At 68.2% G+C, this 15270-nt stretch carries 11 protein-coding genes; 5 read left to right on the forward strand and 6 right to left on the reverse strand.

Annotated elements, in window-relative coordinates:
• Positions 1-170: 170 nt before the first annotated feature.
• Complete coding sequence (locus N5D30_RS03970) at positions 171-830, forward strand: TetR/AcrR family transcriptional regulator (protein WP_279907762.1); 660 nt, start codon at positions 171-173, stop codon at positions 828-830.
• A 6-nt stretch (positions 831-836) separates the two neighbouring features.
• Here N5D30_RS03970 and N5D30_RS03975 read toward each other — a convergent pair whose 3' ends face one another.
• The gene (locus N5D30_RS03975) at positions 837-1751 is read right to left on the reverse strand and encodes a LysR family transcriptional regulator (RefSeq protein ID WP_279907763.1); all 915 of its coding nucleotides are present in this window, start codon (positions 1749-1751) and stop codon (positions 837-839) included.
• Between the two features lie 157 nt (positions 1752-1908).
• Here N5D30_RS03975 and N5D30_RS03980 point away from each other — a divergent pair, with 157 nt between their 5' ends.
• Positions 1909-2922 carry a zinc-binding alcohol dehydrogenase family protein gene (locus tag N5D30_RS03980; protein ID WP_279907764.1) on the forward strand — a complete coding sequence of 338 codons (1014 nt, stop codon included), beginning with the start codon at positions 1909-1911 and terminating at the stop codon, positions 2920-2922.
• A gap of 530 nt (positions 2923-3452) precedes the next feature.
• On the opposite strand, the gene N5D30_RS03985 is transcribed toward N5D30_RS03980, so the two are convergent.
• Positions 3453-6764, reverse strand: coding sequence for an IPTL-CTERM sorting domain-containing protein (locus N5D30_RS03985; RefSeq protein ID WP_279907765.1), 3312 nt, complete (start codon positions 6762-6764; stop codon positions 3453-3455).
• Positions 6765-7084: 320 nt separating this feature from the next.
• On the opposite strand from N5D30_RS03985, the gene N5D30_RS03990 reads away from it, so the two are divergent.
• Positions 7085-7273 carry a hypothetical protein gene (locus tag N5D30_RS03990; RefSeq protein WP_279907766.1) on the forward strand — a complete coding sequence of 63 codons (189 nt, stop codon included), beginning with the start codon at positions 7085-7087 and terminating at the stop codon, positions 7271-7273.
• Between the two features lie 61 nt (positions 7274-7334).
• Here the strand turns inward: N5D30_RS03990 and N5D30_RS03995 are convergent, their stop codons facing one another.
• The 3 genes from N5D30_RS03995 to N5D30_RS04005 all read right to left on the reverse strand — a co-directional run bounded on the left by N5D30_RS03995 (position 7335) and on the right by N5D30_RS04005 (position 12894).
• Entirely contained in the window at positions 7335-8522 is a 1188-nt protein-coding gene (locus tag N5D30_RS03995; protein WP_279907767.1) for a multidrug effflux MFS transporter, read from the reverse strand.
• Positions 8523-8594: 72 nt separating this feature from the next.
• A complete protein-coding gene (locus N5D30_RS04000) occupies positions 8595-11726 on the reverse strand; it encodes an efflux RND transporter permease subunit (protein ID WP_279907768.1) in 3132 nt (1043 codons plus the stop codon).
• 13 nt (positions 11727-11739) lie between these two features.
• Entirely contained in the window at positions 11740-12894 is a 1155-nt protein-coding gene (locus N5D30_RS04005; RefSeq protein ID WP_279907769.1) for an efflux RND transporter periplasmic adaptor subunit, read from the reverse strand.
• Between the two features lie 147 nt (positions 12895-13041).
• Here N5D30_RS04005 and N5D30_RS04010 point away from each other — a divergent pair, with 147 nt between their 5' ends.
• Positions 13042-13677: a TetR family transcriptional regulator gene (locus N5D30_RS04010; protein WP_220811713.1), complete on the forward strand. Its 636-nt coding sequence runs from the start codon at positions 13042-13044 to the stop codon at positions 13675-13677.
• Between the two features lie 770 nt (positions 13678-14447).
• Here N5D30_RS04010 and N5D30_RS04015 read toward each other — a convergent pair.
• Positions 14448-14645 (reverse strand): cation transporter, encoded by a 198-nt coding sequence (locus N5D30_RS04015; RefSeq protein WP_279905300.1) that lies wholly within the window; start codon positions 14643-14645, stop codon positions 14448-14450.
• Positions 14646-14774: 129 nt separating this feature from the next.
• Between N5D30_RS04015 and N5D30_RS04020 the strand changes: the two genes are divergently transcribed.
• A complete protein-coding gene (locus N5D30_RS04020) occupies positions 14775-15221 on the forward strand; it encodes a hypothetical protein (RefSeq protein ID WP_262880188.1) in 447 nt (148 codons plus the stop codon).
• Positions 15222-15270 lie beyond the last annotated feature (49 nt).

Here is a 15270-nt window from a genome sequence, read left to right on the forward strand (position 1 = left end):
GCGGCACAGACTTGTCAAGACGATTTTCTGACGCTTTCTTGGGTCATTTTTGATCACCCTGTCTTCTTCGTCTGAATGGCACACGTTTTTGACGCGCAAGGGTTGTTTCGTGACCCGCCGTGGGTTATCTGTTCACAGACAAAACCGATCATCAGTACGGACCCCTCTCGATGCCAGCAGCCTCTCCTGCTCCCGGCGCCGGCAAACCCGCCGGTCGCATCCGCCAGAAGAACGAAAAAGCCATCATCGCCGCCGCCGAGGTGGAGTTCGCCCGCCATGGCTACAAAGGCACCAGCATGAACAGCATCGCCCAGGCGGTGGGGTTGCCCAAGGCCAACCTGCACTATTACTTCAGCAGCAAGCAGGGGCTCTACATCGCCGTACTGAACAACATCCTCGACCAGTGGGACGCCGCCTTCAACGGCCTGACGGTGGACGACGACCCGGCCCAGGCGCTCAGCAGCTACATCCGCTCCAAGGTCGAGTTCTCCCGCACCCAACCGCTGGCCTCGCGCATCTTCGCGATGGAAGTGATCGGCGGCGGGCAGACCCTGACGGCCCACTACAACCAGGACTACCGCGAGTGGTTCCGCCAGCGCGCCGCGGTGTTCCAGGCCTGGATCGATGCGGGCAAGATGGACCCGGTGGACCCGGTGCACCTGATCTTCCTGCTCTGGTCCAGCACCCAGCACTACGCCGACTTCACCAGCCAGATCTGCATGTTCACCGGCAAGAACAGCCTGAAGAAGGCGGACTTCGAGGAAGCCGCGTCCGCCCTGGAACGGATCATCCTCAAGGGCTGCGGCCTCACCCCGCCCGCCCGCGCCTGACCCGGTTCAGCGCCACGGCGCCCGCGCCAGCAGCTCGGCGCAGCGCGCCTGGAGGAACTCGCGCAGCAGGCGCACCGGCCCGCTGAGCTGGTCGCGGTGGGCGCAGATCAGGTTGAGCGGCGTCGGCTCGCCGGGCCAGTCGCCCAGCGCCACCTCCAGCCGCCCGGTCTGCACGTCGTTCGCCACGTCCAGCCAGGACTTGTACACCAGCCCCCTGCCTGCCACGGCCCAGCGCCGCACCACGTCGGCGTCGTCGCTGACCCGGTCGCCGGAGACGGTCACGGCCAGGCCGCGCCTGCCGTCGCCCAGGCTCCAGCGGTCGTGGACCCGGCCGCCGATCATGTACAGCAGGCAGTTGTGCCGTCGCAGTTCATCCGGGTGGCGCGGCCGGCCGTGGCGGGCGAAGTAGTCCGGCGCGGCGCACAGCACCCGGCGGTTGTCCGCCGCCACCGGCAGGGCCACCAGGCTGGAGTCCTCCGGCTCGCCGTAGCGCAGGGCGATGTCCACCGGCTGGCGGAACAGGTCGGCGTTGCGGTCGCTGAGCAGCAGCCGCAGGCTCAGGTGCGGGCGCTCGGCCTGGAAGCGGTCGAGCCAGGGCAGCAGCGCGTTGCGGCCGAAGTCGGAGGGCGCGGTGATCTGCATCACCCCGCTGATCTCCGCCCGCGCACCGGCCAGCTGCTGGCGACCGCTCTCCAGGCTGGCCAGGGCGGCGCGGGCGTGGGCCAGGTACTGCTCGCCCTCGGCGGTCAGGCGCAGGCTGCGGGTGGAGCGCAACAGCAGGCGCACCTGCAGCTCCGCTTCCAGGCGCTTGAGGGCGGCGCTGGCCAGCGCCGGCGAGCAGTCCCGCTCGCGGGCGGCGGCGGAGAGGCTGCCGAGTTCGGCGGTGCGGACGAACAGAGCGAGGTCGTCGAAGCGCAGCATGGCGGCTCCATTTTCAAAGAAAATTTGAAAGAGACTCTATGGCATGCCTGTTTTTCTCTCCAGCCCGATAAACGAACATGCCGGCAATGCCAGCCCGACCGCACCGGCTAAGCTGGAACTTCTCCCTTTCGCCACGCCCCTTTCGAGGAACTGCCGCATGAAAGCCATCGCCTATTACCAGTCCCTGCCCGCCGACCACGCCGAGGCTCTGGTCGATATCGACCTGCCGGCGCCGCAGCCCGGCCCGCGCGACCTGCTAGTGGAGGTGCGCGCCATCTCGGTCAACCCGGTCGATACCAAGATCCGCCAGCGGGTCACGCCGGAGGCCGGCCAGCCCAAGGTGCTGGGTTGGGACGTGGCCGGCGTGGTGGTCGAGGTGGGCGCCGAAGTCAGGCAGTTCCGCCCGGGCGACCAGGTGTTCTATGCCGGCGCCATCGACCGCGCCGGCGCCAACAGCGAGCTGCACGTGGTGGACGAGCGCATAGTCGGGCGCATGCCCGGCTCGCTGGACTTCGCCCGCGCCGCCGCGCTGCCGCTGACCGCGGTCACCGCCTGGGAGCTGCTGTTCGAGCGCCTGGGCGTGCGCGAGGGCAAGGGCGACGACGGCCAGGCCCTGCTGGTGACGGGCGCCGCCGGCGGCGTCGGCTCGGTGCTGGTGCAGCTGGCCCGCCAACTGACCGGCCTTACCGTGATCGGCACCGCCTCGCGCGACGAGACCCGCGACTGGGTGCAGCAGCTCGGCGCCCACCATGTGATCGACCACAGCCAGCCGCTGGTGCCGCAGCTCAAGGCGCTCGGCATCGAGCAGGTCGACCTGGTCGCCAGCCTGACCCACACCGACCAGCATCTGGACCAGCTGGTCGAGGCCCTGGCGCCCCAGGGCCGCCTGGCGCTGATCGACGACCCGGCCCAGCTGGACGTGGTCAAGCTCAAGCGCAAGAGCCTGTCGCTGCACTGGGAGTTCATGTACACCCGCTCGCTGTTCCAGACCGCCGACATGATCGAGCAGCACCGCCTGCTCAACCGGGTCAGCCAGTTGATCGACGACGGCGTGCTGAAGACCACCCTGGGCGAGCATTTCGGCACCATCAACGCCGCCAACCTGCGCCGCGCCCACGCCCTGCTGGAGAGCGGCAAGGCTCGTGGCAAAATCGTGCTTGAGGGTTTCTGAGGCAGATTGTCGGCAGCTTCGTAGGGTGCGCCGTGCGCACCTTGGACCGGCAACTTCGATGATTCGGTTGTAGCCCGGATGAAATCCGGGGCGGACTATCGTTCAACCGCTTACCGAGTGTTCCGACACCTCTGGCTTCGCCCTCCCGGGCGAGTCACTTTCTCTTGTTTGGCCAAGAGAAAGTAACCAAAGAGAAGGCCACCCCGGCATCCGGCCCCGCCTACGGCGGGGTTCCCTCCTTCCGGTGCCGCTCCGGGGGCCGGCTTGCAAGGGCCATCCATGGCCCTTCAAGCGGGGACGCCCAGTTCTCTCGCCGCGTCCCTGCGGCTCGTCCCCCTGCGCAACACCTCCACTCGGCCTCCTGACGGGGACTCGAGCTCCGAGTTGCCTGATAGTTCTTTTCTGCTGCTGCGCGAACTTGGTTCCTGTGGCCACATGCAACACGTAGCTATAAAAAATCCCCGCCGGCGAACCGGACGGGGATCGAATCGTGCGCCGCGGGGAAATCCCCGCGGCGTTTTCACAGGGCTTCAGCGGGCCAGGCCGCCACCCTGACGACGGGTGCGATGGCCGATGAGGGCGAGCAGGCCCGACAGCAGGATCAGCGCCCAGCCCGACAGGGTCGGGGCCGCCGCCGTCGAGCGCACGGTGAGACTGACGGTCGCCTGGTTGTTGCTCGTGTCGGCATCGTCATCGGTGTCGGTGGTGCCGGTCACCGTGGTCGGGCCGCTGGGTGCGCCCGGGGTGCCGGTCACCGCGCAGGTCACCACGCCGCCCACAGGTACCGCGTCGCCGGCATTCCACGGCGCGCCGCCGGGCGCGAGGGTGCAGGCACCCTGGCTGAGGCTGGGCGGCAATCCGGTCACCGAGCAGAGGGTGTTGTCCACCGCGGGCGACGAGCCGATGTTGCTGCAAGTGAAGCTGCCGTTGTAGGGCACGCCCTCTGCCGGCGGCGTGAGGCCGCCGAGGTCGACGCGCATGTCCGGCGCGGTGATGCTGGTGGACGCCGCGGCCGTGTTGTTGCCGGCATTGCTCTCCGAGGAGGAGGTGCCGATGGTCGCGGTGTGGTTCACCGGGCCGGTGGACGGCGCCGTGTAGCTGAAGCTGGCGTTGAAGCGCTGGCCGTTGCCCAGGGTCGCCGGGCCGGTCCAGGTGATGGTGCCTCCGGATGCCGAACAGGCCGCCGGCGCACAGGTGACGTCGGTCAGGCCGGGCGGGATGCTCACCGTGTAGCTCACGCCGTTGGCCTCGTTCGGGCCCTTGTTCTCGAACACCACCGGCACGCTCACCGTCTGCCCGGCGACGGCGCTGGCCGGCGGCGAGATGCTGACGGTCACGTCCGCCAGGGCGGAGCCGGAATCGATCACCGTGGTCATGCCGCTGGCGTTGTTGTTGGCGGTGCTGCCGCCCTCGTCCGTGGTGGTCGTGACCCGGGCCGAGACCGGCACGGTGCTGCCCACGGAAGGTGCGGTGTAGGTCAGCACGAAGGACTGCTCCTGCCCCGCGACCAGCGTGGTGCCGGACGGGAAGGTCACCACCATCTGCCCGGAGGCGTCGGGCGTGCCGCAGGTCGCCGGGGCACCGCAGCTCACGCCGGCAGTCCCGGCGGGCAGCTGCACCACGTAGGCGACATCGACGGCATCCAGCGGACCGAAGTTGCGGAAGCTCACCGGCACGCTCACCGTCTGCCCGGCCACCGCCTGGACGGGCGCGGAGACGCTGGCCATCACGTCGGCGACGCTGGCGCCGCCACCGGCTGCGGTGGGCGCGCTGGCGCTATCGGGTGCGTGGCCCGGGTTGGGCTCCTGCGGGCTGGTGGTCGCGATGGAGGATTGCAGCAGCGTGCTGCCGGAGGCCGGCGCGGTGTAGCTGAGCGTCACCGGCGGCACCCACTGGCCGGAGGTCAGGGTGGGCGGCAGGCCGGAGATGGTCACTGCGCCGGTGGCCGGGTTGTAGCTGCAGGTGGCGCCGGAGCAGCTGACGCCCGAGAGGCCGGTCGGCAGGTTGGCGCCGTAGCTCACGCCGGTGGCCGTGGAGGAGCCGACGTTGCCGAACTCGATCTGCGCGACCACGGTCGCCCCCGGCGCGACGCTGCTCGGCGCGGACACGCGAGTGGTCACGTCGGCGCTGGAGTAGATCAGGATGCCCATGGACGGCTGCTCGGGATCGGACTTCTGCAATACCCAGAGGTCCAGGCCCAGCTTGTCGGCGAATTCGGTCGTGAGGCTGCAGGTGCTGCTGCCGTTCGAGCCGTTTCCCCCCCAGTAGCGGGGATAGCGCGGCGCACCGTTCGAGGTGGTGCCGAAGCCGGCGGTGGAGGCACTGTCGACACCGTTCAGCGCCTCGACGGGCGTGGTGACATGGCGGCTGCTCAGCGTGCCGCCACACAGGTGCTCGGGCGTGCCGTCGGTGGCGATGGTGCCAACCTCCACCCCGGCGCGGGTCTTGTAGGCGCGATCGTCGTAATAGATGGTGGTACTGCCGCTACCCAGGCCGTTGAGCTGGGTGATGACGGGGCCGCCGTTGAAGTTCTTCTCCGCGTCCAGCAGCGGGAAGTGCGCCTCGCCGTTGCGGCCGACCACCTGGAAGTTGTACGGGGTGCCGCCGGCGTTGGCCGGCACCGGCGAGCCGTTGTTGGCCAGGCCGTCCCACAGCACTTCGTTGCGCCCCGCCACGGCCGAGCCTTCGAGCACGCGGTTCAGCGGGTTGGCCACGTCGTAGTCGCCGCCCGCGCTGATCACGATCTGGTAGCTCATCACGTCGGTGGCGTCGAAGCTGATGACGCCGCCGCGGCCCACGTAGCTGTGCGAGGTGCCGCCCGGCGGATAGCTGAAGGCGACGTTGTCGATCATCGGCTCCGGCGGCACCAGCGGGATACCCAGCTCCGTCAGCGTGTCGTCCGCCTGGGTGCCGGAAATGTCCTCGAAGAAGATCGGGTAGGCGGGTGCCTCCAGCGTCACACCGGCATCGATGCTGGCGAGATAGTCGTTGCTGCCGCGCACGTTCTTGTAGAGCGGCTCGTCCGCATCGAGGAAGCCGCGGGCATTGGCATAGATGGCGAAGGCGTTGGGGTCGAGGCCCTTCATCTGCTGCCGGTAGCGGTAGCCGTCCTGGGTGACGTAGTGGAAGGTCGAGTACAGCCGGCGCGGCGTGCCGGTGCTCGGATCGTTGTTGTTGCCGAGGGTCTGGGCCGCGAAGGCATAGGTGAAGACGCGGCCCGGCAGGTCGGCCGTGCTGGTGTCGCTGGCGCGTACCGTGACCTCCCAGCGGTCGAGCTGGGTGCCGCCCGCCTCCATCAGTACACCGTGGATACCGCTCTGGGTGACCTGATAGACGCATGGTACGTACTGGCTGCCCGTGGTCACGCCCGCCGCCGTGCCGGGACCGGCCAGCTCGGCCGCGCGGGTGTTGATCCGCCCGGTACCGGAGGAAATCGCGCAGTTGGTGGCGGTGCCGCCGGTAGGTGCCTCGTTGCCCTTGGGTCCGAAGTCGGTATCCGGCGTGTAGACGGTGGCGGTGCCGTTACTGTCGCGCCCCAGCAGGATGCGCTCGCCCGCCTGGGCGTAGACGTAGATGAAGGTGCGTGCGCGAATGACGCCGCCGTACGTATTGCCCGAGAAATTCATCAGGGCGCGTCCGGCGTTGGCACTGAGCACCGCATCGTAACCAGACTCTCCGGACAGGTAGCCCTGCGGATACAGGCTGCGGCTCCCCACGGCGCCCGCGTGGCCCGCGCCGAGCAGGCCGGCGACGAGACAGGCCGCCAGGGAGAGCTGCAGCGCCCTCCCCCTTGAGCACTCCGCCCAGGAACGGGACGGCGGTTTTAGGGTTGGACGGATCATTGGCAGTTTCCCCTGGCTTTATATAGTTGTGCGGGCGTGGCTGTGCTTATGGCACTCCTAGCCTTCGCATCCTGACAGGGGCGGTCTTCGGGCAATTTTGTCTGAACGGACAACTCCTTTGCCGGAGAGGAAGAAAGGCTCCAGCGGGCGGAAAAAATGCCCAGCCGGTATCGGTTTTCCGAGAGGAAAGAGGGCAGCCTGTGCCCGCGCCGGAACGGCTCGGACGCGCATCGACCATCAGTCGGGCGCTTGATCCAGGTCAGGGAAAAGCGAAACCGCAGGTCTACACTGCAGCTTCACCCTTTTCGTGGAGACCTGCGATGAACATCCTGATTCGTCAGGTGATGACCGCCGAAGGTGCCCGCTGGCAGGTGTGTCTGGACCAGCAGGGCGTGAGCTTCCGCAGCGAGAGCGAGGCGCGCGATTTCGTCAGCGTGCTGCAGAAGCGGCTCCGCGCGCCGCACCCGCTGCCCTGGCGCACGGCCCCCGAGGTGCGAACGGCCGGTTGAGCGGCAGCTGCCCGCTCTCGACCAGGCGTCCCTGACTAAACGACCCTGACCAGGCGCTCTTTCAGAACTCCAGCGACTGGCGCTTGGCATGGCTCGCGCTGAACAGCGCCAGGAGCAGCGTGATCACCCCGCACACGGCGATGACCAGAGCCATGGGCCTGGCGCTGCCGTCGTGCAGCGCGCCCACCAGCCCCGAGGCCACCGCCGCCACGGTGAACTGCAGCGAGCCGATCAGGGCCGAGGCGCTGCCGGCGTGGGCGCCCTGCCCCGCCATGGCGCAGGCGGTGGCGTTGGGCAGCACGCAGGACAGGCTGGCGGTGCTGATGAACAGCGGCACCAGCAGCGGCCACAGCTGCTCCGGCTTGGTCATGGCCACGGCCAGCAGCGCCAGGGTCGCGGCGCAATAGACCCAGACCGTGCGTTTGAGCCAGTAGCCGGGGCCGTGGTGGCGCAGCATCCAGCCGTTGAGCTGGGCGGTGAGGATGAAGCCGGCGGCGTTGGCGCCGAACAGCCAGCCGTAGTGCTCGGCGGGCACGCCGTACAGATCGATGAAGACGAAGGGCGAGCCGGAGATGTAGGCGAACATGCCCGCCATGGCCACTCCGCCGGTCAGCCCGTAGCCCACCAGCAGGCGGTCGCGCAGCAGCACCACGTAGCGCCCCAGCGCGCCCGTCAGCGGTTGTGGCGGCAGGCTCTGCGGGCGGGTCTCCGGCAGCCACAGCAGCACAGCCACCAGGCACAGCGCGCTGAACAGCACCAGGCCGAGGAAGATCGACTGCCAACCGAACAGCTGCAGCAGCAGCCCGCCGCCCAGGGGCGCGAGGATGGGCGCCACGCCCATCACCAGCATCAGCTTGGAGAACACCTTGGCCGAGGCCAGCGGGTCGCACAGGTCGCGCACCACCGCCCGCGAGATGACCATCCCGGCGCAGCCGCCGAGGGCCTGGACGAAGCGCGCCACGATCAGCCACTCCAGGGTCTGCGCCAGCGCGCAGGCCAGCGAGGCCAGGGTGAACAGCACCAGCCCGGCCAGCAGCGGCCAGCGCCGGCCGTAACGGTCGGCCAGCGGGCCGTAGACCAGCTGGCCCAGGGCGGTGCCGGCGAAATATGAGGCCAGGGACAACTGCACATGCTCGACATCGGTGCCGAAGACCAGGGCCAGGGTCGGGAAGCTAGGCAGGTAGAAGTCGATTGCCATGGGCCCGAAGGCGCTGAGGGTGCCGAGGATCAGCAGGATGCGAAAGCTCATTGATTGTCCACCGGAAAACGAAAGGCGCCCCGAGGGGCGCCTTGAGATCATACAGGCCAGTCTCTGGTCAGGTCAGTGCGGCTCCGCCGCCACCTTCTTCCTGCGACCCAGTTTCTCGCCCAGGGACTCCACCAGTAAATAGAACATCGGGATCATGAATGTCGCCAGCACGGTCGCGGCGAGCATGCCACCGATGACGCCGGTGCCGATCGAGTGGCGGCTGGCCGAGCCGGCGCCGGAGCTGATCGCCAGTGGCAGCACGCCGAGGATGAAGGCCAGCGAGGTCATCACGATCGGGCGGAAGCGCAGCTTGGCCGCCTCGAAGGCGGCATCGAAGATGCCCTTGCCCTCGGCGCGCAGGAGCACGGCGAACTCGACGATGAGGATGGCGTTCTTCGCCGCCAGGCCGATCAGGGTGAGCAGGCCGACCTGGAAGTAGACGTCGTTCTGGATGCCGCGCAGCCACACCGCCAGGATCGCGCCGAACACTGCGAAGGGAACGGCGGTGACCACCGCCAGCGGCAGGGTCCAGCGCTCGTACTGGGCGGCCAGGATCAGGAACACCATGATGAGGCCGAACACGAAGGCGACGCTGCCCGAGCCCTGGGTCGCCAACTCCTGGTAGGCCGAGCCGATCCAGCCCAGGGTGTACTCGCTGCCGAGCACCTCGTTGGCCACCTCCTGCATGGCGGCCAGGGCCTGGCCGGAGCTGTAGCCCGGCGCCGGGCCACCGAGGATCTTGGCCGCGGGGTAGACGTTGAAGCGGGCGAAGGTGTCCGGGCCGAGGATGCGCCGCACCTTGATCAGGCTGGTCAGCGGCACCAGGTCGCCGCCGCTGGCGCGCACGTAGACCTGGGACAGGTCCTCGGGCTTGCGGCGGAACTCCGACTCCGACTGCAGGCTGACCTGCCAGGTACGACCGTACAGGGTGAAGTCGTTGACGTAGTAGCTGCCGAAGGTGGACTGCATGGCGGTGAACACATCGCTGATCGACACCCCCAGGGCGCGCGCCTTGGTGCGGTCAAGGTCGATGTAGTACTGCGGCACGTTGGCGCTGAAGGTGCTCTGCACGCCGGCCAGCTCCGGGCGCTTCTGAGCGGCACCGAGGAAAGCCTGGACCTTCTCCTGCAACTGCTCGACGCTGCCGCCGGCGCGATCCTGGATGTAGCCCTCGAAACCGCCGGTGGTACTCATGCCGGTGATCGGTGGCGGGTTGAAGCTCATCACCACGCCGTCCTTCTCCTTCAGCCCCATGCCCATGAAGGTGCGGGTCAGGTTGCGCGCGTCGGTCTCGTCCGTGGTGCGCTCGGACCAGTCCTTGAGCGGCACGAAGGAAACGCCCGCGTTGCTGCGCAGGCCGAAGGTCAGCACGTCGAAGCCGGCGAAGGTGACCACGTCCTGCACCGCCGGGTGCTTCATCAGCTGCTCGGTGAAGTCGTGGGTCAGCGCGTCGGTGCGGTTGACCGAGGCCGCCGGCGGCAGGAAGTAGGCGTTGATCACGTAGCCCTGGTCCTCGTCCGGCACCAGCGAGCCGGGGACCCGGCCGAACAGCACGACGATCAGCGCGATCATCCCGCCGAACAGCAGCAGGCCGATCAGCGAGCGCCGCAGGAAGAACGCCACGCCGGCGCCGTAGCCCTCGGTCATGCGCTCGAAGAAGCGGTTGAAGACGCGGAACGGCGCGGCCGGCTCGCGGTGCTCGTCCTTCAGCAGCAGGGCGCAGAGCGCCGGCGACAGGGTCAGCGCGACGATGCCGGAGATCACCACCGACACCGCGATGGTGATCGCGAACTGCTTGTACATCTCCCCGGCCAGGCCGCCGAGGAAACCCACCGGCACGAACACCGCGCACAGCACCAGCACGATGGCGATGATCGGCCCGGTCACTTCCTCCATCGCCTCGATGGCCGCCTCGCGGGCGCCGAGCTTCTTGGTGCGCATCACCCGCTCGACGTTCTCGATCACCACGATGGCGTCGTCCACCACGATGCCGATCGCCAGCACCATGCCGAACAGGGTCAGCAGGTTGATCGAGAAGCCCAGCAGGTACATGCCGGCGAAGGTGCCGACCAGCGACACCGGGATCGCCAGCACCGGGATCAGCGTGGCGCGCCAGTTCTGCAGGAAGATGAACACCACCAGCACCACCAGCACCAGGGCCTCGAAGAAGGTGTGGATCACCTCCTCGATGGAGACCTCGACGAACTTGGTGGTGTCGTAGGGAATCTTGTAGGCGATGCCCTCGGGGAAGCGCTTGGCCAGCCGCTCCATCGCGCTGCGCACTGCCTCGGCGGTGTCCAGGGCGTTGGCGCCGGGCTGCAGGTAGACGCCGAACGCGGCGTTCTGCTGGCCGTTGAGCGAGGTCACCAGGGAATAGTCCTGGGCACCCAACTCGATGCGCGCCACGTCGCGCAGCAGCAGGCTGGCGCCGGTGGCGTCGGAGCGCAGGATCACGCTCTCGAATTCCTTCGGGTCCTTGAAGCGGCCCTGGGTGGTCACCGTGTAGGTGAAGTCCTGGGGCGTCTGCAGCGGCTGCTGGCCGAAGCTGCCGGCGGCGAACTGGGAGTTCTGCTCGCGGATGGCGTTGACCACGTCGGTCGGCGTCAGGTCGTACTGGGCCAGCTTGTCCGGCCGCAGCCAGATGCGCATAGAGTAGTCCTTGGAGCCGAACTGGCTGACGTCGCCGACGCCGGGCAGGCGCTTGAGTTCGTCGATGACGTTGATCAGCGCGTAGTTGGAGATGAACACCGGGTCCTTGGAATCGTCCGGCGAGTACAGGGCGACCACCTGGAGGATGTCCGAGGACTTCTTCTCCACCTTCACGCCCTGCCGGCGCACTTCCTCCGGCAGCTTGGCCAGGGCGGCCTGCACCCGGTTGTTGACGTCGATGGTGGCCTGGTCCGGGTCGCGCCCCACCTCGAAGTACACCGACAGGCTCATGGCGCCGCTGGCCGCCGAGTTGGACAGCTGGTAGATCATGCCCTCGACGCCGTTGATCTGCTGCTCCAGCGGCGCCGCCACGGTCTCGGCGATGACCTGGGCGCTGGCGCCCGGGTAGCTGGCAGACACCGATACCTGGGGCGGCAGGATCTGCGGGTACTGGGCGATGGGCAGGGCCTTCATCGCCGCCAGGCCGGCCAGGATGATGACCACGGAAATGACGGTGGCGAACACCGGCCGATCAATGAAGAACTTCGAGATCACGGCGCTCGCTCCTCTACTGCGCGGCAGTCGTGGCGGGCTTGTCGACCACCTTCACCGGCGCGTTCGGGCGGACCTTGGGCAGGCCCTCGACGATCACCCGGTCGCCGGCGCTCACCCCGCTGTCCACCGCCCAGCGGCCGCCGGCGGTCTGCGAGGTGGTCACCGGGCGCGCCCGCGCCATGCCCTGCTCGTCCACGATGTAGACGAAGGTGCCGCTGGGCCCCTGGGAGATCGCCCGCTCGGGCACCGTGATCGCCTGGGGCTTGCTGAGCCCCTTGACCACCACCCGCACGAACTGGCCGGGCAACAGGCTCTGCTCCGGGTTGGGCACCACCGCGCGGACGCTGACGGTGCCGGTGCCGCGGTCGACCAGGCTGTCGGTGAAGTCGACCCGGCCCTCGGTCGGGTAGGTCGAGCCGTCGCCGAACTTCAGCTCCACCCGCATGTGCTCGCCTTCCATCCTCAGGGTGCCGGCGGCCAGGCCGCTGCGCACCCGCTCCACCTCGCGGTCCGGGGCGGCGAAGTTGACGTAGAGCGGGTCGAGCTGGGTGATCTGGGTCAGCAGGCTGGCGTTGGGATCACCCGCCACCATCAGGCTGCCCTCGGACACCGTCTCCTTGCTAGTGATGCCGGAGATCGGCGCCTCGACGGTGGTGTAGTCGAGATCAATCTGGCGGGCTTGCACCTCGGCCTTGGCGGCCTCGATGTTGGCCTTGCTCTGCTCGAAGTTGGAGACCGCGTTGTCCAGTTCACTCTCGCTGGCGAAGCCCTTCTTCTGCAGTTCGCGGATGCGCTTGAGGTCGCGCTCGGTCTGCCGGTAGCGCGCCTGCTCCTGCGCCAGTGCGCCCTTGGCCCGCGACAGCGCGGCCTGATAGGGGCGCGGGTCGATGCGGAACAGCACCTGGCCACGCTTGACCTGGCTGCCCTCCTGGTAGGTGCGCTCCTGGAGGATGCCGCTGACCTGGGCGCGCACCTGCACCTCGCGGTAGCCGGCGGTACGCGCCGCGTACTCCAGCTCCAGCGGCACCGATTCGGTCCTGGCCACCTCCACCACCACCTCCGGCGGCGGCATCTGCTGCTCGCCCTGCTCGGCCGCCTGCAGCAGCGGGCTGAATACCGTGCCGAGCACCAGCATTTTCAGGACGAAGGGAAACGGGCTCGCAGGCATGGTCATCTCCGTGACGTCTTGGGCAATGGCCTGTTGGCTGCCATGGCATTTACATACATGTGCGTCTGTAAGCAACGACGACAGCCCCGAAGCCGTTACACTGTGCACTCTCCAGAACAGAGCCTAGCCCGATTCCTCCAGCCCGCCATGCGCAGAACCAAAGAGCAAGCCGAACAGACACGCGCCGCCATCCTGGCCGCGGCCGAGCAGTTGTTCCTGGAGAAAGGGGTGGCCCACAGCACGCTGGACCAGATCGCCCGCGCCGCCGGGGTGACGCGCGGGGCGGTGTACTGGCACTTCCAGAACAAGGCGCATCTGTTCCACGAAATGCTCAGCGAGGTGCGCCTGCCGCCGGAGCAGATGGCCGAGCGCCTGAGCGGCGACGGCGGCGTCGATCCGCTGCTGTCGCTGCGCGACCTGTGCATCGAGGCGGTGGCCAGCATGGCCACCGACGAGCAGAAGCGGCGCATCTTCACCATCCTGCTGCACCGCTGTGAGTTCACCGACGAGTTGCGCGAGGCCGAGCAACGCCACAACGCCTTCGTCAGCCTGTTCATCGAGCTGGTGGAGAGCCTGTTCGCCCGCCCCGGGTGCCGCGAACGCCTGCAGCCGGGGGTCACCCCACACCTGGCGTCGCGGGCGATCCACGGCCTGCTGGTCGGCCTGTTCAGCGACTGGACCCGCGACCCCGGGCTGTTCGACCCGCTGCGCGACACCGCCCCGCTGATCGACGCCCAGCTGCGCGGCCTGCTGCGCGACTGGGCGCCGCCCGCCGAGCGCTAGGGAAACACTGAAAAAGCGCCTTGCCGTCACGCCTGAGCAGGCGGGAGTCCAGGCGCTGCGAGGTCTCCGGATCATTCCCCTTCGGGCCAGCGCAAGCGCTGTTCAGCGATACAGCTGCTGCCCCGCCTGCGCGGGAGTTACGACTATTTCAGGCTATCCCCAGGGTCTGTTGACGCTTCGACGCAGCGCCCAATCGCGCCAGGCCGGGCGGCGCTCCGCTAGGCGTAGGACGCAGGGAATGGTGTTTCCTTGCCAAGCCCTGCGACGGCGGAGGGGCTATTTGACGCTTAACCCTAAGGCACGGGCCTTTTTGGCTATGTACCTGTCAGATGTTGTAGTGCCCTGACCCCCTCTGGATCCCCGCCTGCGCGGGGATGACGAGGTAGGGGTGGAATTTCCAATTTCTTCCGAAACCGTCATTCCCGCGCAGGCGGGAATCCAGGGGCAGGCAGCTGCAGCGCTGTGAGAGAGGGGCTTGCCTGCACAGCGCGTAGGGTGGGCCAGCCGATTGCCGGCATAACCTAGCAACGGTACCGCAGTCGATTCCGCCGGTGGGTTACGGCCTGTGGCCTAACCCACCCTACGGGGTCCTATTGATATTGCAGGCAGGCCGTTCGCAGGAGGGCAGCGGTAGCGTCTGCAACACGCAACGGAAACATAGCTTTTTTGCGCGGAACGCCGTTGTTGCTCGACGCCTCATTGGGGCAGCCGAATTTCGCGTCTCGCTCCGCGCAAAAACTGGTGCCGGCGCGCCGAAACGCCAACAGCCCCTAGGCCGGTTCGGCGGCGTAGCCTTCCTCGCGGATCGCCGCCAGCACCTGCTCCAGGCTCAGGCGGCTGGCCACCCGCACCTCGCCCGCGCCCAGGTCCACCTGCACCTCGGCGGCCGGGTCGCCGGCGTGGATCGCCTGGGTGATGGCGCGGACGCAATGGCCGCAGGTCATGCCCGACACTTTCAGAATCTGCATGGCGTTTTCCTCGTTAGGTTTGACTGACGCGATCAGTGTCGAGCTTGCCATCGTGGCAAGGTCAAGGCTTGCGACTTGTCGTCACGGGCCGGCTGGACCAAGCTGGACTTCAGCTTCCGGAGGTTTGCCATGCGTCCGCTCCCCATCCTGTTCGCGCTGCTCGCCCTGCCGGCCCTGGCCGACCAGGCGCCCCCCGAATCGCCGGCCGTGCCGGCCCCGCCACCGGCGATGCCCGCCGCCGTGCCGCTGGCGCCCATGACCCTGGGCGCGCCCATCGACTACGGCGTGCTCACCGTCTCCCGCGAACGCCTGGAAGTCTCCACCCCCTGCGACATCGGCCTGTACCTGCAGGGCAACCTGGCCGCCCGCCTGTACCAGGGCCAGTCGGTCACCCTCAACCTGCCGCCGGGCAACGTGCTGGTCCGCCTCGGCCAGCTCGGCGGCGGTCATTGCCAGCCGCGCTTCGAGCAGCTGCACAGCCAGACCCTGCGCATCAACGCTGGCGAAGTGACCAAGTACCGCATCGCCATGGAACCCGCGGGTCTGCGCCTGATCCCGGCGCCGCTCAACTACTGATGCGACAAGCCGGCGCTTGACCTTGCCCAGGTGGCAAGGTTGATTCTAG

The organism is Pseudomonas sp. GD03875 (assembly GCF_029840585.1).
GTDB lineage: Bacteria > Pseudomonadota > Gammaproteobacteria > Pseudomonadales > Pseudomonadaceae > Aquipseudomonas > Aquipseudomonas paralcaligenes.